Origin of the sequence: Kitasatospora sp. NPDC101447 (genome assembly GCF_044767225.1) — a bacterium.
Lineage (GTDB): Bacteria > Actinomycetota > Actinomycetes > Streptomycetales > Streptomycetaceae > Kitasatospora.
Genome location: NZ_JBIWNL010000042.1, coordinates 35404 through 52668 on the forward strand (window position 1 = coordinate 35404; position 17265 = coordinate 52668).

Here is a 17265-nt window from a genome sequence, read left to right on the forward strand (position 1 = left end):
CCCGCGAGCGCCCTCAGGACGCGGCCCGCAGCAGCGCGTCGTCCTGCCACTTGAGGATCTTGTCGAAGCTCACGATGGCCCCCCGCAGGGGGTGGTTGCGGAGCTGCACGTGGTCGGTGAGGGCGTGGATGAGGAAGAGGCCCCGGCCGGATTCGGCGGTGAGGTCGGGGAGGGTGTCGAGGTCGACCGGGCGGAGGGTGGGGGCCGTGGGGCGGCAGGGGAGGACGTGGGTGTCGTACGGGTGGTCGTCGCGGCGGGGGCGGTGGCCGGTGAGGACGCGGGCCGGGACGGTGGCGCGGCCGCGGCGGGAGCGGCCGGGCGCCCGGCCCGTCGCGGCCGGGCGGCTCGGGGCGGCGGCCGGGCGCCGGACCGGCGGGGCCGCGGGGGCGGGCAGGCCGGGCCCGGAGTCGGTGACCTCGATCCGCAGCCGGTCGCCGCTGATCGACGCGGTGACCTGGAAGCCGTCGTCGGGCCGCCCGGTGGCGCCGTGCTCGACCGCGTTGGCGCAGGCCTCGCTGAGGGCGACGCCGAGGTCGTCGGCGATCTGCGGGTCGACGCCCGCCGTCGCCATGGCACCGAGCAGGATGCGCCGGGCCAGCGGCACGCTGGCCGGATCGCGCTTGAGGTGCAGAGTCCACCAGATGTCCACGGGAGGTCCCTCCTGGCTGCGGCTCCACATACAACTAGGTATCTCCGGGCGATTCGGCGGTGAACCGTGCCCGGGGGCCGCTACCGCCCGTTCGGCGGATGGACTGGGGGACGGGGTCTGTGCCGAGCGGCGCACACCCCTTCCTGCACGCCGCCGCCGAAAGGGGCATTCGTAGGGATTTCCCACCCTGCCGGTGTCGGCGGCGTACGCAATGAGAGGATGGCCCGGCCATGACTGCCCTCGCCGCCGCCCCGTCCCCGGGCGCCCCCGGACCGGCCCAGCCGGCGGGGTCCGCCGCCTGGGACCTGCGGCTTGCCCGGGCCGTCCCGTTCGCGCTGGTCTGCACGCTGATAGCGGCCGCCGGACACGCCCTGGCCGGCGGCGGGAACGTACCGGTGACCGCGCTGGCGGCGGGTTTCGCCGCGGTGCTGGCGTTCGCCGCGGCCTGCGGCGGCCGGGAGCGTTCGCTGGCGGGCATCGCCGGGGCGCTGGGCGCGGGGCAGCTCGGTCTGCACGTCCTCTTCCACGGCTTCGGCGGCTTCGCCGGCCTCACGGGCTCCTCCGCGATGCCGGGCATGCACCACGGCGCCTCCGGTGCGATGACCGTTCCGCAGGTGGCCGGCCGGCTGATCTGCAACGAGGCCCGCCCGGGCACGCTGGTCGGCCTGCCCGGCAGCCCGACCCCGGAGCAGCTGGTCTCCTCGGCAGGCCTGGACCCGCACGCGTTCGCCGCCGCGCCGTGGTGGCAGACCGGCGTGTTCGGGATGACCCCGTCGATGCTGGCCGGGCACCTGGCCGCCGCGCTGGTGGCGGGCTGGTGGCTGCGGCGCGGCGAGGCGGCGCTGTGGCGCCTGCTGCGGGTGGCGGCGACGGCGGCCCGGGAGCACTGGGCGGCGCCGCTGCGGTCGGCGTTCGCGCTGGTGGCCGTGCTGCTGCGCGGTCTGTTCGGCGCGGCCGGTCCGGTCCGCCGGTTCGGGGCCCGGGGCGGCGAGAGCCCGCTCCCGGCGGGTGCCGTGCTGCGGCACAGCGTGGTGCGGCGCGGTCCGCCGTGCGGGGCCTTCGCGTACTGATCCGCGATCCCCGGTGGCCTGCGGGCCGTGCCGGGCGCGGGTGTGCGCACCGTCCGGGCCGTTTCCCGACCACCGGGTCCGGCCCGAGGCTCTGCCCCCCACACGTCCCCACGCGCGGCACCACGAGCGCGGCCGAGGCGCGGCCCGGTCCGTCGCCCGGCCCCGGCCTGCCGCCGAACTCCGATCGGAGACCCCGCATCATGCGTTCCCTTCCCGCCCGTCGTCTCGCCGCCGTCGCCCTGACCGCCGCCGCCTCCGTGGTGGCGCTGGCCGGCCCCGCGTTCGCGCACGTCACCGTGAACCCGGGTGCGGCCCCGCAGGGCGGCTACACGGCCGTGGACTTCCGGGTGCCGAACGAGAGCGACACCGCGAGCACGGTGAAGCTGGAGGTCAACCTCCCGCTGGACCACCCGCTGGCCTCGGTCCGTACCCTGCCGATGCCGGGCTGGACGGCCACGATCGAGAAGTCGAAGCTCGACAAGCCGATCAAGGTGCACGGCAACGACGTCAACGAGGCCGTCTCCAAGATCACCTGGACCGCGGACGCCGGCGTCAAGATCGCCCCCGGCCAGTTCCAGGAGTTCCGGGTCTCGCTCGGCCCGCTGCCGACCGACTCGGACAGCCTGGTCTTCAAGGCCCTGCAGAGCTACGACAACGGCGACGTCGTCCGCTGGATCGACGAGAGCAAGGACGGCCAGCCCGAGCCGGCCAAGCCCGCGCCCGTCCTGAAGCTCACCAAGGCCGCCGCCGGCGACGACGCCCACGGCGTCACCGCCTCCCCCGCCGCGGGCGCCCACGGGGACAGCTCGGACCACGCCGCCTCCTCGGACAGCGGCAGCAAGGCCAGTGACTCCACCGCCCGCACCCTCGGTGTGGTCGGCATCGTGGTCGGCGTGATCGGCACCGCCGTCGGCGTGCTCGGCCTGCGTCGCAAGAACGGCGGCTCCGCCTCCTGACCCCCGCGCCGGCGGGGCCGTACCCCCACCACGGGTACGGCCCCGCCGGCGGCCCACCGCGCACGATCGGAACCCGCATGTCCCGCACCGCCCGTCCCGCCCGCACCGCCCGCCTGGCCGGCGCGGCCGCCCTCGCGCTGACCGCCGCCCTGACCCTGTCCGCCTGCGGCTCCTCCGGCGGCGACTCCACCGCCGCGAAGGTCACCCAGCAGAAGGAGAACACCCCGTACCAGGGCACCAAGCTGGCGAAGAACTTCGAGAAGCCGGACCTCCAGCTGACCGACACCTCCGGGCAGCCCTTCGACCTGCGGCAGCAGACCAACGGCAAGGCCACCCTGCTGTTCTTCGGCTACACCAGCTGCCCGGACGTCTGCCCGACCACCATGGGCGACATCGGCGTCGCGATGAAGGCGCTCCCCGCGGAGGACCGGCAGAAGATCAACGTCGTGTTCGTCTCCACCGACCCGCAGCGCGACACCCCCAAGGTGCTGCGCACCTGGCTGGACTCGATGGGCAGCGACTTCATAGGCCTCACCGGTGACCTGGCCAAGGTGAAGACCGCCGCCAAGTCGCTCGGCATCATGATCGAGGACCCGGTGGTCAACGCGGACGGCACGGTCACCTCGACCCACGGCGCGCAGGTGCTGGCCTTCCTCCCCTCGGACGACAAGGCGCACGTGCTCTACATGAGCGGCACCGAGGAGAAGACCTACGAGCACGACCTGGCGCTGCTCGCCAAGGGGGTCGCGGCGTAATGGCGGGCAACGGAACGCACCGCTTCCGGCGGACCGCCCTCACGGGTGCGGTGCTGGCCACCGTCCTGGGCGGCGGCGCCATCCTGGCCGCCTGCGGAACGGGCGGCCAGGGCGGCCAGAACGGCCCGAGCGGCCCGAGCGGCCCGAGCGCTGCCGGCAGCGGGCCGGCCAGGCTCAGCGTCGCCGACTCCTACATCCCGCTGCCCCCGGCCGGCGGCATGGCCGCCGGCTACCTGACCGTCCGCAACGACGGCGGCCGGGACGAGCTGGTCAAGGTGACCAGCCCCGGCGCCGAGTCGGTCACCATGCACCGCTCGACCCCGTCGAGCATGGAGCAGGTCGACAGTCTGGACGTGCCCGCGCACGGCGCGCTGCAGTTCGCGCGCGGCGGCACCCACCTCATGATCATGGGCTGGCAGAAGGCCCCCGCACTCGGCGACGAGCTCGAACTGGACCTCACCTTCGCCAAGTCCGGCACCATCGCGGTCAAGGTGCCGGTCAAGGAGCTCACCTACCGCCCCGGCCAGAGTTAGGGGACCGTCACCATGCAGTCGGCCGGCCTGGAGAAGGCCTCGCACCGCCGGATCGCCGGGGTGCTCGGAATGCTCGGCGCGTTGCTCGCGCTGATGCTCGCGGGCGCCGGACCGGCCTCCGCGCACGCCACCCTGGATTCCACCGACCCCCGGCAGAACTCGGTGGTCGCCACCGCACCGGCCGAGGTCACGCTGACCTTCAGCGAGTCCGTGTCACTCTCCTCGGACTCCGTCCGGGTGCTCGACCCGGCCGGCAAGGCCGTGGACACCGGCAACCCCGCGCACGCCGACGGCAAGGGCAACACCGCCCGGGTCGGCCTGAAGGGCGGGCTCGCCAACGGCACGTACACCGTCGCCTGGCGGGCCGTCTCGGAGGACTCGCACCCCGTCGGCGGGGCGTTCACCTTCTCCATCGGCGCGCCCTCGGACACCTCGGTGTCGGCCACCGCACTGCAGGGCGCCAAGGCCGACGGCCTGGTCGCCGCCCTGTACGGCACCGGCCGCACCGTCGCCTACGCGGCGTTCGCGCTGCTGGCCGGCGTCGCCGCCTTCGTGCTGATCTGCTGGCCGGCCGGCACCGCCCGGCGCCCGGTGCAGCGGCTGCTGATGACCGGCTGGACGGCGCTGCTGGTCTCCACCGTCGCGGTGCTGATGCTGCGCGGGCCGTACGAGCGCGGCTCGGGGATCGGGCAGGCCTTCGACCTGTCGCTGGTGCGCGCCACCCTGGACGAGCGGATCGGCACCGCGCTGGCCGCCCGGCTGCTGCTGCTCGCGGCGGGCGGGGTGTTCCTGTCCCTGCTGGTCGGCCAGCTGGGGCAGCCGCCGCGGCCACTCCCCGCCGAGCCCGCCGAGGACCGGCGCGCCGACGGCGAGGGCGCCGAGGGCAGGGGCGAGGACGCCGAGGCCGCCGAGCTGCGCGAGCTGGAGCAGCGCGCCGCCGAGCGGCCGCAGCGGGAGGCCCGGCTCGGCCTCGGGGTGGCCGGGCTGGTGCTGGCGGTCGCCCTCGCGGCGACCTGGGTCGGCGCCGACCACGCCTCGGTGGGCATCCAGGTCTGGCTGGCGCTGCCGTTCGGCATCCTGCACCTGATCGCGATGGCGCTCTGGCTGGGCGGGCTGGCCGCACTCCTGGCCGCGCTGCGCGAGGGCGTGGGCGCCGACGTGGTGGACCGCTTCTCGAAGGTCGCCTTCGGCTCGGTGGCCGTGCTGGCCGTGACCGGGATCTACCAGTCCTGGCGGGGCCTGGGCAGCTGGGGCGCGCTGACCGGCACCGAGTACGGGCGGCTGCTGCTGGTGAAGAGCGGCTGCGTGGTCGTGATGCTCGGCGTCGCCTGGATCTCGCGCAGCCGGCTGGCCCGGCTGCGGTCGGCACCGGCCGAGGCGGCGGAGGTCGAACAGGCCGAGGTGCCGGAGCCGGTCGGCGTCGCGGCGCACAGCGAGGACCCGGTCCGCCGGGCGCAGCTGGACCGCCAGCGGGCCGCCCGGGAGAGCGCCGGGCGCGAGCGCGGGCTGACCCCGAACCGGGCCGGGCTGCGCCGCTCGGTGCTGGTCGAGGCCCTGGTCGCGGTGGCGGTGCTGGTGGTCACCACGATGCTGACCAACTCCCCGCCCGGCCGGGTGGCGGGCGAGATCACGGCCGGGGCCGCCGCTCCGGCCGGCGGCGGGGCCGCGGCCGCGCCGCAGACCGAGCCGGGCCGCACCGTCGAGCTCAAGCTCCCGTACGACACCAAGGGCCGGACGCCGAACGCCAAGGGCACCGCGACCGTCACCCTCAACCCGGCCCGGACCGGCCCGAACGAGGTGAAGCTCGCGCTGGACGGCGCGGACGGGCAGCCGGTGGACGTCCCCGAGGTGCAGCTGGCCTTCACCCTGCCGGACCGCGACCTCGGCCCGCTGCCGGTGGCGCTCACCCCGGAGGGCACCGGCCGCTGGAGCGGCACCGCGCAGCTGCCGCTGGCGGGCACCTGGGTGGTGTCGGTGCAGGTCCGCTCCTCGGAGATCGACCAGACCACCCCGACCCAGCAGTTCAAGATCGGCTGACGGCGGTGGACGACGTGACGACGACGGAACCGGCCGCGGCCGGGGAGGCCCCGGCCGGGCAGACCCCGGCGGACCGGGCGGGCTTCACCCGGCGTGCCCTGCTCGGCACCGCCGGCGCCGGGCTGCTGGTCGGCGCGGGGGCGGGCGTCGCCGGGGCGGTCGCCCTGGACCGGGCCGACCGCACCACCGGCGCGGCGACCCCGGGCGGGGTGCTCGGCGCCGCCCGGGTACCGTTCCGCGGCGAGCACCAGGCCGGGATCCTCGAACCGCAGCAGGCCCGGGTCCAGTTGGCCGCCTTCGACCTGGTCGAGGGGGCGGGCCGGGACGGGCTGCGCGCCCTGCTGCAGCGCTGGACGAAGGCCGCCGAGCGGCTGACCGCCGGGGAGCCGGCCGAGGAGTTCGACAACCAGGTCGCGCTGGACGCCGGCCCCTGCTCGCTCACCCTCACGGTCGGCTTCGGCGCCGGGCTCTTCGACAAGGCCGGGCTGGCCGACCGCCGCCCGCCCGGGCTCGAACCGCTGCCCGCCTTCCCCGGCGACGCGCTCGACCCGGCCCGCGGCGACGGCGACCTGTTCGTCCAGATCGGCGCCGACGACGCGCTGGTGGCGGTGCACGCCCTGCGGGTGCTGCAGCGGCTGGCGGCCGGGACGGCGGCGCTGCGCTGGCAGTCGGCCGGCTTCGCCCGCACCCCCGGGGCCGCCGCGCAGCCGGTGACCGGCCGCAACCTGATGGGCCAGGTCGACGGCACCAACAACCCGAAGCCCGGCGAGGACGGCTTCGCCGCCAAGGTGTTCTGCGCCGCCGGCGGCGACCAGCCGGGCTGGCTGGCCGGCGGCTCGTACCTGGTGTTCCGGCGGATCCGGATGCTGCTGGACCACTGGGAGGCGCTCCCGGTGGACCGGCAGGAGCGGGTGATCGGACGCCGCAAGGCGGACGGCGCCCCGCTCGGCACGCCCGCCGGGGCCGGCGAGCACGCCCCGGTCGACCTGTCCGCCCAGGGCCCGGACGGCGCGTTGGCGATCCCCTCCGACGCCCACATCCGGGTCGCCGCGCCGGCGGCCAACGGCGGGGCGGCCATGCTGCGGCGCGGCTTCTCGTACCACGACGGGCTGCTGCCGGACGGCTCGCCGGACGCCGGGCTGCTCTTCATGGCCTTCCAGGCCGATCCGCGCAAGGGCTTCACCCCGGTGCAGCGCAAGCTCTCCCGGGGCGACGGCCTCTCCCGCTTCCTGCGGCACGAGGCGAGCGGCGTGTACGCGGTGCCCCCGGCCGCGCCGGTCGGCGGCCACCTCGGCCAGCAGCTGCTCGACGGGTAGCGCCCGGCGGCCCCGCGGCCGCTACCACAGGTGGTCCCGGCCCGTGGAACGCTTTCCTGCCGGGGCCGCGGAATCGTTAGGGTGACTGTTTCGGCACCACCCGTCCAGGCAGCACCGAGTTCCCACGGAGGCGTCATGTCGGCCACCCGCTACACCTACCTCGGCCCGGCCGGCACCTTCACCGAGGCGGCCCTGCACACCCTGCCCGAGGCGGCGACCCGCGAGCTGGTGCCGCTGTCCTCGGTGGCGCTGGCGCTGGACGCGGTGCGCGGCGGAGACGCCGCCGGGGCGTTCGTGCCGATCGAGAACTCGGTGGAGGGCGCGGTCACCGCGACCAACGACGAACTGGCCTCCGGCGCGCCGCTGATGATCTACCGGGAGGTGCTGCTGCCGATCGCCTTCGCGCTGCTGGTCCGGCCGGGCACCGAGCTGTCCGGGATCAAGACGGTGACCAGCCACCCGGTGGCCCAGCCGCAGGTGCGCCGCTGGCTGGCGGCCAACCTGCCGGAGGCGACCTGGGAGTCGGCGGCCTCCAACGCGGACGGCGCCCGGCTGGTCGCCGAGGGCCGCTACGACGGGGCCTTCGCGGGCGAGTTCGCGGCGCCGATCTACGGGCTGGACCCGCTGGTCAAGGACATCGCGGACGCCAAGAGCGCCGCCACCCGGTTCGTCCTGGTCGGCCGCCCGGGCCGGGTCTCCTCACCGACCGGTGCGGACAAGACCTCGATGGTGGTCTGGCTGCCGGACGACCACCCGGGCGCGCTGCTGGAGCTGCTGCAGGAGTTCGCGGTGCGCGGGGTCAACCTGATGCGGATCGAGTCCCGGCCGACGGGTGAGGGCCTGGGCAACTACTGCTTCCTGATCGACTGCGAGGGCCACCTCTCGGAACGCCGGGTGGCCGAGGCGATGATGGGGCTCAAGCGGATCTGCCCCCAGGTGCGGTACCTGGGCTCCTATCCGCGCGCCGACCGGCAGGTGTCCACCCACCGGCGGCCGGGGACCTCGGACGAGGATTTCAGCTCGGCGGCGGACTGGCTCTCCCGCGCGCTCGACGGGCGCGGGGACATCTGAGTCACCCGAGCGACACCTTCCGTCTTTCTGACCTTTTCCGACCGTTTTGGATCGGTCCGATCAGGCGGGGCGGACGACCGCACCCGTCATCCACAGGCCGGTCCGGCGACGGCGGCCGCTGTCCACAGGCCTCCCCGCTGTCCACAGCCGGAAGTTATCCACAGGTCTGGGGACGAGTCGACAAACCGGTATAGCCATTACCCAGAACCGGTCGGACCATCGGTTTGCGCCGCAGAGATGACTAATCGGACCAGAGTCACCCGGTTGCCAGCAAATCACCCGTCTGAGTGCTTCAATTCCCTCACTCGGGAAGGTCCAATGAGGTTTGAAACCTCAATTCGCTGGTTCGATCGCGCGGAGGGTGACCCTCCCCTTCGATCCACAGCCCCTGCCCCCAGCCTGTGGATAACCCGCCCCGGGAGAGTTCCCCACAGAAGTTATCCACAGGTTCGGGGCGGTTATCCCCAGGGGAAAACCGGTACCGGTGGAGGAACGCCCGCCCGGTACGCTTGGGCCTGTGATTGACCTTCGCCTGCTCCGTGAGGACCCTGACCGAGTGCGCGCCTCGCAGCGCGTCCGTGGCGAGGACGTCGACCTGGTCGACGCCCTCCTCTCCGCCGACGAACGGCGCCGGTCCTCGGGCAGCCGCTTCGACGAACTGCGCAGCGAGCAGCGGGTGCTCGGCAAGCAGGTCGCCCAGGCCAAGGGCGACGAGAAGGCCGCCCTGCTCCAGCGCACCAAGGACCTGGCCGCCGAGGTCAAGGCCGCCGACGCCGAACAGGGCGCCGCCAAGGAGGAGGCCGACCGCCTGCTCCGCTCGCTGGCGAACCTCATCGACCCGGCCGCCCCGGTCGGCGGCGAGGAGGACTTCGTCACCCTCGAAGAGATCGGCACCCCGCGCGACTTCGCCGCCGAGGGCTTCGAGCCGCGCGACCACGTCGAGCTCGGCCAGATCCTCGGCGCGATCGACACCGAGCGCGGCGCCAAGGTCGCCGGTGCCCGCTCCTACTACCTGACCGGCGTCGGCGCGCTGCTGGAGCTCGCCCTGGTCAACATGGCGATCGCCCAGGCCACCGCGGCCGGCTTCACCCCGATGATCACCCCGACCCTGGTCCGCCCGGCCGCCATGGACGGCACCGGGTTCCTCGGCCAGGCCGCCGAGAACGTGTACCACCTCGCCGAGGACGACCGGTACCTGGTCGGCACCAGCGAGGTCCCGCTCGCGGCGTACCACATGGACGAGATCCTCGACGCCGACAAGCTGCCGCTGCGCTACGCCGGCTACTCGTCCTGCTTCCGCCGCGAAGCCGGCACCTACGGCAAGGACACCCGCGGCATCATCCGCGTCCACCAGTTCGAGAAGGTGGAGATGTTCGTCTACACCACGCCCGAGGACGCCGAGAACGAGCACCGCCGCCTCCTCCAGTGGGAGAAGGACTTCCTCAACGCGCTGGAGCTGCCGTACCGGGTCATCGACGTCGCCTCCGGCGACCTCGGTGCCTCGGCCGCGCGCAAGTTCGACATCGAGGCCTGGATCCCCACCCAGGGCAAGTACCGCGAGGTCACCTCGACCTCCAACACCACCGAGTACCAGGCCCGCCGCCTGTCGATCCGGATGCGCGAAGAGGGCAAGACCCGCCCGCTCGCCACCCTGAACGGCACCCTGGTCGCGATCCCGCGCACCATCGTGGCGATCCTGGAGAACCACCAGCAGGCCGACGGCTCCGTCGCCGTCCCCGAGGCACTGCGCCCGTTCCTCGGCGGACGGACCGTCCTCCAGCCGGTCAAGTAGGCCCGGCCCCGGGCTCCCCGCGCGGGGAGCCGCCGCACCACCCGCTCCACCCGCTCCACCCGCAACTCCCGGGAGACGACCGGCCCATGAGCACCACCAGCCCCAGCCCCGTCTCCCCGGAGGACACCCGCGACGGTGGCGGCCTGCCCTACCGGCTGGTCGCCACCGACCTCGACGGCACCCTGCTGACCAGCGAGGAGACCGTCTCCGAGCGCACCCGCGCCGCCCTGGCCACGGCCACCGACGCGGGCGCGCTGCACATCATCGTCACCGGCCGCTCGGCCGTCTGGGCCCGCCCGGTCTTCGACGAGATCGGCTACACCGGGATAGCCGTCTGCGGCCAGGGCGCCCAGGTCTACGACGCCGGCGCGCACAAGCTGCTCACCTCGCTCACCCTGGACCGCCGGCTCGCCGCGCTCGCCGTCGAGAAGATCGAGGCCGAGACCGGCCCGCTCGCCGTCGCCGCCAACCAGGACGGCCTCGACGGCCAGGTCCTGGCCGGCCCCGGCTACGAACTGCTCATCGGCTCCGACCTGCCCGTCGTCCGGGTCGACCGCGGCGGACTCCTCGCCTCCCCCGTCAGCAAGCTCTACATCCAGCACCACGCGCTGACCGACGACGCCCTCGCCGAAGCCGCGCGCCGCGCCGCCGGAGACCTCGTCGGCGTCGTGATGGCCGGGCCCGGAGTCGTCGAACTGCTCCCGCTCGGCCTCTCCAAGGCCACCGGGCTGGCCGTCGCCGCCCGCCGCCTCGGCCTGCGCGCCGCCGACACCATCGCCTTCGGCGACATGCCCAACGACGTCCCGATGTTCGGCTGGGCCGCCCACGGCGTCGCCATGGCCAACGCCCACGAGGAACTCCTCGCCGTCGCCGACACCGTGACCGCCGGCAACGACGAGGACGGCGTCGCGGTCGTCCTGGAGCGCCTCTACCCGCCCCGCTGACCGGGCCTGGCGGCCCGGGGAACCGGGGTGGGGAGCCGGGGTGGGGAACCGGGGCGTGAGGCACGTTCGCGTCGGTGGTCTTCCGCCGCGCGCAGTTCCCCGCGCCCCTTTCGGGGCGGGGAACTCGGGTTGGTCGCCGCGGGTGGGGTCGAGCGCGAGGTGGGCCCGGGCGCGCGGTCGGGCTTCGGGAGCAGGCAGCGGGTCGGTGGTCGGGCGTTCACGGAGTGTTCGTCGTCAGTTGTAGGATGACCGGGCAAGTGGTTGTAGGATGACCTACGACTGGTGTGGACGTGTGCGAGGGAGGGAGTCCGGAATGAGCGGCGAGGGCAACGGCCTGCAGGCGGCCGGGCGGCGATCCCTGGTGGACACCGCGATCGACCAGCTGCGGGAGCAGTTGGCCGGCGGGGTCTGGCCGGTGGGGTCGCGGATCCCCACCGAGCACGAGCTGGCCGAGCAGATGCAGGTCGGGCGGAACACCGTGCGGGAGGCGATCCGGGTGCTGGTGCACGCCGGGATGCTGGTCTCCCGCCAGGGCGAGGGGACGTTCGTCCGCTCGACCAGCGACCCGGCCTCCGTCCTGCGGGGCGTCCAGCGTTCGGGCATCCGGGACGTCCTGGAGGTCCGCGCGGCGCTGGAGACCGAGGGCGCCCGGCTGGCCGCGCTGCGGCACACCCCCGAGGACGTCCGGCGGATGCGCGCCGCGCTGGCCCGCGAGGCCGAGGTGTTCGCGGCGCACCCCGAGCGGGCGAGCCGCGAGGCCACCGTCGAGCACGACCTGGAGTTCCACACCGCGGTCGTCGAGGCCGCGCACAACCCCGCGCTGACCGAGGTCTACCGCTACTTCGGCGCCTCCGTCCGTGAGGCGATGACCTCCGCCTTCGGCGACCACGACATGCCCGAGGCGGTCGTGGCCACCCACGAGGCACTGGTCGACGCGATCGAGAGCGGTGACCCGGACCGGGCCGAGGCGGCGTGTCGTTCGCTGCTCGCCGGCCCGACCGCGGCCGTCGAGCAGCTGCTCGCGGCCATCGCGGCCCGGAAGTAGGACGGCGCGAGCCTCCGCCTTCCCGCCCGCATCCACGCACATTCAGGAAAGAACAGCACACCCATGGCCGTCACCCGTGCCCGGCAGCCGGTTGTCACCACCCCTGCCCCGCTCCCCGTCCGCTCCCGGCTGGCCCATCCGGTCCTGCTGCTGACCGGCATCCTGCTGGTCGCGCTGAACATGCGCGCCTGCCTGGCCGCGATCTCCCCGATGGTCAACGAGATCCAGCGGACCCTCGGACTCTCCGCGACCGCGAGCGGCCTGATCACGACCGTGCCGGTGCTGTTCCAGGGCGTCGGCGCCCCGCTCACCCCCCGGCTGACCCGCCGGTTCGGTGCCGAGCGGGTGGTGCTGGGCGCGGTGCTGGTGCTGGGCGCGGGCGTGCTGCTGCGGGTGCTGCCGTCGGTGGCGGCGCTGTACGCGGGCTGCGTGGTGATCGGCGTGGCCATCGCGGTGCTGAACGTGTCGATGCCGGGCCTGGTCAAGCGGGAGTTCCCGGACCGCGCGGCCACCATGACCGGCGTCTACTCGACCACCATGCTGGTCGGGGCGACTCTCGCCGCCGGCACCTCCGTCCCGCTGGAGCACGCGCTCGGCGGCGGCTGGCGGGCCTCGCTCGGCGCGTGGTCGCTGCTCGCGCTGGTCGCGGCGGTGGCGTGGCTGCCGCAGGTGCTGCGCAGCCGTCAGGAGCGGGGCTCGGCGGCTGCGCCGGCGGCGCCGAGCAAGCCGGTCGAGGGCATCTGGAAGTCCCCGCTGGCCTGGCAGATCAGCCTCTTCATGGGCATCTCCTCGCTGCTGGTCTACACCCTGGTGGCCTGGATGCCGACCATCCTGGCCGACCACGGCATGGACCGCGGCCAGGCCGGCCTGGTCTTCGCCTTCTCCAACCTGGTGCAGGTGGCCGGCGCCTTCCTGGTGCCGCTGATGGCCGGCCGGATGACCAGCCAGCGCGCCCTGGCGGTGACGATGGCGGCCCTGAACGGGCTGGGCATCGCGATGCTGCTGGTCGCACCGGTGTCCGCGGCGTGGGTGTCGGCGACCGTGCTCGGCGTGGCCCAGGGCGGCTCGCTGGGCCTGGGCCTGGCGTTCATCGTGCTGCGCACCGGCAGCGCGGCCGGGGCCGCCCAGCTGGGCGGGATGTCGCAGGCGATCGGTTACCTGGTCGCGGCGGCCGGCCCGGTCGGCGCCGGTGCGCTGCACCAGCTCACCGGCGGCTGGGAGACCACCCTGGTGCTGATGCTGGCGCTGGTCGTGGTGGTCGGCGCGGCCGGCTGGGGCGCGGGCCGCAACCGTACGCTCTGAGCCCCCGGGATCTCCGTACGGCGCTTCGACGGCGCTCCGGCCCGCAGTCCAGCGGGCCGGAGCGCCGTTCGGCTTCCTGCCGGACGCTCCGTCGGCGCGCGGCTCCGTCGGTGCGCGGCTCAGTAGGCGCGCGGCTCCGCCGGTGCGCGGCTCCGCCGGTGCGCGGCTCAGTCCTCGCCGGCCAGGGTCAGCCCGGCCAGCTTCACCGAGGCCAGCACCGTCGCCCCGACGGTGACCGCCAGCAGCAGCGGGACGGCGGCCCCGAGCGAGACGTCGGCGCCGATCGCGGTGTCCCCGGCGACGGCCTCGGCCACCGCCCGGCCCCACTGCTGGACGCTCAGCGTCCGGGCGCCCTCGACGAAGTTGCCGACCACCGACTCCCAGATCAGGGCGTAGCCGAGCCCGGCCACCACGGCGTGCCGGGTGACCACGCCGAGCAGCAGGAACAGCGCGCTGTACGCGGCCCCGGCGACCATGACCGCCACGGTGTAGCCGAGCACCGTGTTGTCCCGGTTGCCGTACAGGATCAGCCCGGACAGCATCGTCGGGACGACCGAGAACAGCCAGGTGACGCCGATCGCGACGGCCAGCTTGGTGGTGATGATCCGCCAGCGCGGGATCGGCTTGGCGAGCAGGTAGACGATCGAGCCGTCGTCGATCTCGGTGGCGATGGCGCCGGTGCCGACCACCAGGCCGAGGATCGGGACCAGGGTGCCGAGGCCGAGCTGGCCGAGGATCTTGACGGTCAGGCCGTGCGCGTCGGCGGTCGACCCGCTCGCGACGGCGGAGACGAGCAGCAGCAGCGCGGGGACCACCAGCAGCAGGAGGCCGCGGCGGCGGCCCAGCAGCCCGCGCAGGGTGAGCCTGGCGACGGTGGGGTTCATGGTCGGTCGGCCCCTTCCTGGGCAGCAACGGTCACGGCGGCGGTCATGCGGAGACCAGGTACGAGAAGACGCTCTCCAGCGACTCGTCGGCCGGGGAGACGGTGTACAGCCGGATGCCGGCTTCCCGGGCGACCTTGGGGAGCAGGGTGGTGAAGCCCTGGAAGTTGACCGCCTCGATCCGCAGCGCCCGCTCGCGCTCGTCCACCTCGATGCCGGTGGTGGAGCCGTCGGCGATCAGCGCGGCGGCGAGCCGGCGGTCGTCGCTGGAGCGGACCAGGTAGCGGTGGGGGCGGTCGGTCATCAGTCGGCGGATCTTGCGGAAGTCGCCCGAGGCCGCGTGCCGCCCGGCCACCACGACCTCGATGTGCCGGGCGAGTTGCTCGACCTCCTCCAGGATGTGCGAGGAGAACAGCACGGTGCGGCCGTCCGCGCCGAAGCGGCGCAGCAGCTCCATCAGCTGGAGCCGCTGGCGCGGGTCCATGCCGTTGAAGGGCTCGTCCAGCAGCAGCACGGACGGGTCGTGGACCAGCGCGGAGGCCATCTTGACCCGCTGCTTCATGCCCTTGGAGTACGTGCCGGTGCGGCGGTCCTTGGCGTGGGCCATCTCCACCAGGTCCAGGGCCCGGCGGGCGGCGGCGCCCGGCTGGGGCAGGCCGTGGAGTTCGGCGTTGGCGAGGACGAACTCCCAGCCGGTCAGGTAGTCGTACATCGACTCCCGTTCGGGGACCAGGCCGATCTGCCGGTACACCTGCTGGTTGCGCCAGATCGGTGTGCCGTCCAGGGTGGCCGAGCCGCTGGACGGGGAGAGGAAGCCGCTCATCATGTGGATGAGGGTGGACTTGCCCGCGCCGTTGGGGCCGAGCAGGCCGGTGATGCCGGGGCCGACGGCCATCGTGATGTCGTTGACCGCGACCACGTTCCCGAACCAGCGGGACACCTTGTCGATGCTGATGGTGGCCATGCCGCCCTCTCTCAAACCTTCTTGTAGCGGCTCAGCAGCAGCCGGTACGAGCCGACCACCAGGGCCGCGGCCACCAGTGCGAACACCGTCAGGCCGAGCCCGCCCGGGGCGTGCCGGCGGTCGAGGCCGGTGCCGAGGTCGAACAGCTCGTTGACCAGGGACTCCACCAGGTTGGTGGGCGAGATCAGCGACGTCCACTGCGCGCCGTCGGAGCCGGTGGTGCCCGGGTCGCTGATGCCGACCGCGATGCCGGCCACCGCGGCGCTGATCGCCAGGTAGCCCATGATGGCGGCGACCCCGAAGCCCCGGCGCGGGGTGGCGGCCGCGATCACCAGCGCCACCGAGGTCGGCACCAGGGCGTACAGCACGGCCGCGAACAGACCGTAGAGGAAGTGCCCGGTGTTGTACGAGAAGTCCATCCCGCCGAGCAGCGCACCGGCGTACAGCACCAGCAACGGGGCCGTCATCAGGAGCAGTTGGGCGCAGACCATGGCCGCGAACTTGGCCCGGACGTAGTCGGTGCGGGTGATCGGGCGGGAGAAGTAGAGCGGCACGGTCTGGTACCGCAGGTCCCGCGAGAGCAGCACCGGCGCCTGGGAGGCCAGGAAGACCGAGATCACCAGGTTGAGGCTGCCGAGGTAGCCCGCGTACTCGACGGGCAGTTCGTCGCGCTTCAGGGTGATCGCGATCGCCACGAAGATCATGGCGGGCACGGTGACCGCGCCCAGCACCAGCATCGGCAGCACCTTGGACTTGCCGGAGCGGCCGAGGCCGTACGCGGCGCGCAGGCTCTGGGTGAAGAGCGCGCGGGTGGCGTAGCCGCGGCCGAGCCGGGGGCCGGTGTAGCCGCGGTAGCCGATGTCATGGATGACGCCGATGTCGGCGGGCCTGGTCTCAGGAGGCAGCGACATCGTCCGAACCTCCCCTGCTGTCCTGGGCGTTCCGGCCGGCCGGGTCGTCACGGCCAGCCCGGTCGTCACGGTCGTCGCGGTCGTCGCGGTCGTCGCGGTTCTCGGTGAAGAGTTCGGCGACCCGGTGCCGGCGCTGTTCCAGCCGGACCAGGCCGAGGCCGAGTTCGGCGACGGTGTCACGGATGGTGTCGTACGTCGATTCGTCGGCCAGCCGGACCAGCACCAGGTGCGAGCCCTCGGACTGGACGTCGACGCCGGCCGCGGCGAGGCGTTCGCGCACCACCGCGGCGGGCTCGACCGCGTGGTCCTCCGGGTGGTCGGTGACCTCGACCGCGAGGACGGCCGTCGCCTCGGTGAAGGAGGCGGTGGAGGAGGAGCGCAGCAGCTTGCCGCCGTCGATGACGACCAGGTGGTCGCAGGTGCGCTCCAGCTCGCCGAGCAGGTGGGTGGTCACCAGCACCGAGATGCCGAAGTCGCTGTGCACGCGGCGGATCAGGCCCAGCATCTCGTCCCGGCCGGCCGGGTCGAGGCCGTTGGTCGGCTCGTCCAGCAGCACCAGCTTGGGGTCGTGCACCAGCGCCTGGGCGAGCTTGACCCGCTGCTTCATGCCCGTCGAGTACCCGCCCATCGGCCGGTACCGCTCCTCGTAGAGGCCGACGTGCCGCAGGGTGTCGGCGGTGCGCTCACGGGCGGCGGTGGCCGGCAGGCCCGCCATCCGGGCCATGTGGACGACGAACTCGGTGGCGGAGACGTCCGGCGGCAGGCAGTCGTGCTCGGGCATGTAGCCGACCCGCTCCCGGATCTCGGAGCCCCGGGTGGCGATGTCCAGGCCGAGGACCTCGCCGCGGCCGGACGTCGCCGGGGCGAGCCCGAGCAGGATCTTGATCAGTGTGGACTTGCCCGCACCGTTGGACCCGACCAGCCCGACCACCCCGGGCCGCACCTCGACGGTGAGCTGGTCGAGGGCGGTGACCCGGGGGAACCTCTTGGTGAGGCCGTCCGTCTTGATGACAGCTGTGGACACGCCCATCAACGTAAC

General features: G+C 74.0%; 16 protein-coding genes. 11 read left to right on the plus strand and 5 right to left on the minus strand.

Going from position 1 to position 17265, the window contains the following annotated elements; translation table 11 throughout:
* Positions 1–13: 13 nt before the first annotated feature.
* Positions 14–649, minus strand: a complete 636-nt coding sequence (locus ACIRST_RS36365) for an ATP-binding protein (protein ID WP_396551150.1) — start codon at positions 647–649, stop codon at positions 14–16.
* A 230-nt stretch (positions 650–879) separates the two neighbouring features.
* Between ACIRST_RS36365 and ACIRST_RS36370 the strand changes: the two genes are divergently transcribed.
* The 11 genes from ACIRST_RS36370 (at position 880) to ACIRST_RS36420 (ending at position 13470) form a co-directional block, all read left to right on the plus strand.
* Positions 880–1719 carry a hypothetical protein gene (locus ACIRST_RS36370; protein WP_402807947.1) on the plus strand — a complete coding sequence of 280 codons (840 nt, stop codon included), beginning with the start codon at positions 880–882 and terminating at the stop codon, positions 1717–1719.
* A gap of 200 nt (positions 1720–1919) precedes the next feature.
* Entirely contained in the window at positions 1920–2675 is a 756-nt protein-coding gene (locus ACIRST_RS36375) for a YcnI family protein (protein WP_350523726.1), read from the plus strand.
* Between the two features lie 77 nt (positions 2676–2752).
* Positions 2753–3430 (plus strand): SCO family protein, encoded by a 678-nt coding sequence (locus ACIRST_RS36380; RefSeq protein ID WP_396551147.1) that lies wholly within the window; start codon positions 2753–2755, stop codon positions 3428–3430.
* Complete coding sequence (locus ACIRST_RS36385; RefSeq protein ID WP_402807950.1) at positions 3430–3963, plus strand: copper chaperone PCu(A)C; 534 nt, start codon at positions 3430–3432, stop codon at positions 3961–3963. The genes ACIRST_RS36380 and ACIRST_RS36385 overlap by 1 nt, the downstream gene beginning before the upstream one ends.
* Before the next feature lie 12 nt (positions 3964–3975).
* Positions 3976–6000: a FixH family protein gene (locus tag ACIRST_RS36390; protein WP_402807952.1), complete on the plus strand. Its 2025-nt coding sequence runs from the start codon at positions 3976–3978 to the stop codon at positions 5998–6000.
* Between the two features lie 14 nt (positions 6001–6014).
* Positions 6015–7316: an iron uptake transporter deferrochelatase/peroxidase subunit gene (efeB, locus tag ACIRST_RS36395; protein ID WP_402807955.1), complete on the plus strand. Its 1302-nt coding sequence runs from the start codon at positions 6015–6017 to the stop codon at positions 7314–7316.
* A gap of 135 nt (positions 7317–7451) precedes the next feature.
* Positions 7452–8387, plus strand: coding sequence for a prephenate dehydratase (gene pheA, locus ACIRST_RS36400; RefSeq protein WP_350523721.1), 936 nt, complete (start codon positions 7452–7454; stop codon positions 8385–8387).
* 517 nt (positions 8388–8904) lie between these two features.
* Complete coding sequence (gene serS / locus ACIRST_RS36405) at positions 8905–10179, plus strand: serine--tRNA ligase (protein ID WP_350627353.1); 1275 nt, start codon at positions 8905–8907, stop codon at positions 10177–10179.
* Between the two features lie 86 nt (positions 10180–10265).
* Positions 10266–11123, plus strand: coding sequence for an HAD family hydrolase (locus tag ACIRST_RS36410; RefSeq protein ID WP_402807957.1), 858 nt, complete (start codon positions 10266–10268; stop codon positions 11121–11123).
* 313 nt (positions 11124–11436) lie between these two features.
* Complete coding sequence (locus ACIRST_RS36415; RefSeq protein ID WP_350523718.1) at positions 11437–12168, plus strand: FadR/GntR family transcriptional regulator; 732 nt, start codon at positions 11437–11439, stop codon at positions 12166–12168.
* Positions 12169–12231: 63 nt separating this feature from the next.
* Positions 12232–13470 carry an MFS transporter gene (locus ACIRST_RS36420; RefSeq protein ID WP_350523717.1) on the plus strand — a complete coding sequence of 413 codons (1239 nt, stop codon included), beginning with the start codon at positions 12232–12234 and terminating at the stop codon, positions 13468–13470.
* A 167-nt stretch (positions 13471–13637) separates the two neighbouring features.
* On the opposite strand, the gene ACIRST_RS36425 is transcribed toward ACIRST_RS36420, so the two are convergent.
* Genes ACIRST_RS36425 through ACIRST_RS36440 form a run of 4 tightly spaced genes read right to left on the minus strand, consistent with a single transcriptional unit; the run spans position 13638 to position 17256 of the window.
* Positions 13638–14354, minus strand: coding sequence for an ABC transporter permease subunit (locus tag ACIRST_RS36425; protein WP_350523716.1), 717 nt, complete (start codon positions 14352–14354; stop codon positions 13638–13640).
* Positions 14355–14397: 43 nt separating this feature from the next.
* Positions 14398–15315 (minus strand): ABC transporter ATP-binding protein, encoded by a 918-nt coding sequence (locus ACIRST_RS36430; RefSeq protein ID WP_402807962.1) that lies wholly within the window; start codon positions 15313–15315, stop codon positions 14398–14400.
* A gap of 11 nt (positions 15316–15326) precedes the next feature.
* The gene (locus tag ACIRST_RS36435; protein ID WP_402807965.1) at positions 15327–16226 is read right to left on the minus strand and encodes an ABC transporter permease; all 900 of its coding nucleotides are present in this window, start codon (positions 16224–16226) and stop codon (positions 15327–15329) included.
* A complete protein-coding gene (locus ACIRST_RS36440) occupies positions 16210–17256 on the minus strand; it encodes an ABC transporter ATP-binding protein (protein WP_402807968.1) in 1047 nt (348 codons plus the stop codon). Before ACIRST_RS36440 ends, ACIRST_RS36435 begins: the two co-directional genes overlap by 17 nt.
* Positions 17257–17265 lie beyond the last annotated feature (9 nt).

Excerpts from the sequence above, each read along its gene's own strand:
- pheA (WP_350523721.1), top strand. The coding sequence starts at position 7,452 with ATGTCGGCCACCCGCTACACCTACCTCGGCCCGGCCGGCACCTTCACC.
- ACIRST_RS36420 (WP_350523717.1), top strand. The coding sequence starts at position 12,232 with ATGGCCGTCACCCGTGCCCGGCAGCCGGTTGTCACCACCCCTGCCCCG.
- ACIRST_RS36425 (WP_350523716.1), bottom strand. The coding sequence starts at position 14,354 with ATGAACCCCACCGTCGCCAGGCTCACCCTGCGCGGGCTGCTGGGCCGC.
- ACIRST_RS36440 (WP_402807968.1), bottom strand. The coding sequence starts at position 17,256 with ATGGGCGTGTCCACAGCTGTCATCAAGACGGACGGCCTCACCAAGAGG.
- ACIRST_RS36410 (WP_402807957.1), top strand. The coding sequence starts at position 10,266 with ATGAGCACCACCAGCCCCAGCCCCGTCTCCCCGGAGGACACCCGCGAC.
- ACIRST_RS36390 (WP_402807952.1), top strand. The coding sequence starts at position 3,976 with ATGCAGTCGGCCGGCCTGGAGAAGGCCTCGCACCGCCGGATCGCCGGG.
- ACIRST_RS36415 (WP_350523718.1), top strand. The coding sequence starts at position 11,437 with ATGAGCGGCGAGGGCAACGGCCTGCAGGCGGCCGGGCGGCGATCCCTG.
- ACIRST_RS36435 (WP_402807965.1), bottom strand. The coding sequence starts at position 16,226 with ATGTCGCTGCCTCCTGAGACCAGGCCCGCCGACATCGGCGTCATCCAT.
- ACIRST_RS36375 (WP_350523726.1), top strand. The coding sequence starts at position 1,920 with ATGCGTTCCCTTCCCGCCCGTCGTCTCGCCGCCGTCGCCCTGACCGCC.
- ACIRST_RS36430 (WP_402807962.1), bottom strand. The coding sequence starts at position 15,315 with ATGGCCACCATCAGCATCGACAAGGTGTCCCGCTGGTTCGGGAACGTG.
- ACIRST_RS36370 (WP_402807947.1), top strand. The coding sequence starts at position 880 with ATGACTGCCCTCGCCGCCGCCCCGTCCCCGGGCGCCCCCGGACCGGCC.
- ACIRST_RS36385 (WP_402807950.1), top strand. The coding sequence starts at position 3,430 with ATGGCGGGCAACGGAACGCACCGCTTCCGGCGGACCGCCCTCACGGGT.
- ACIRST_RS36380 (WP_396551147.1), top strand. The coding sequence starts at position 2,753 with ATGTCCCGCACCGCCCGTCCCGCCCGCACCGCCCGCCTGGCCGGCGCG.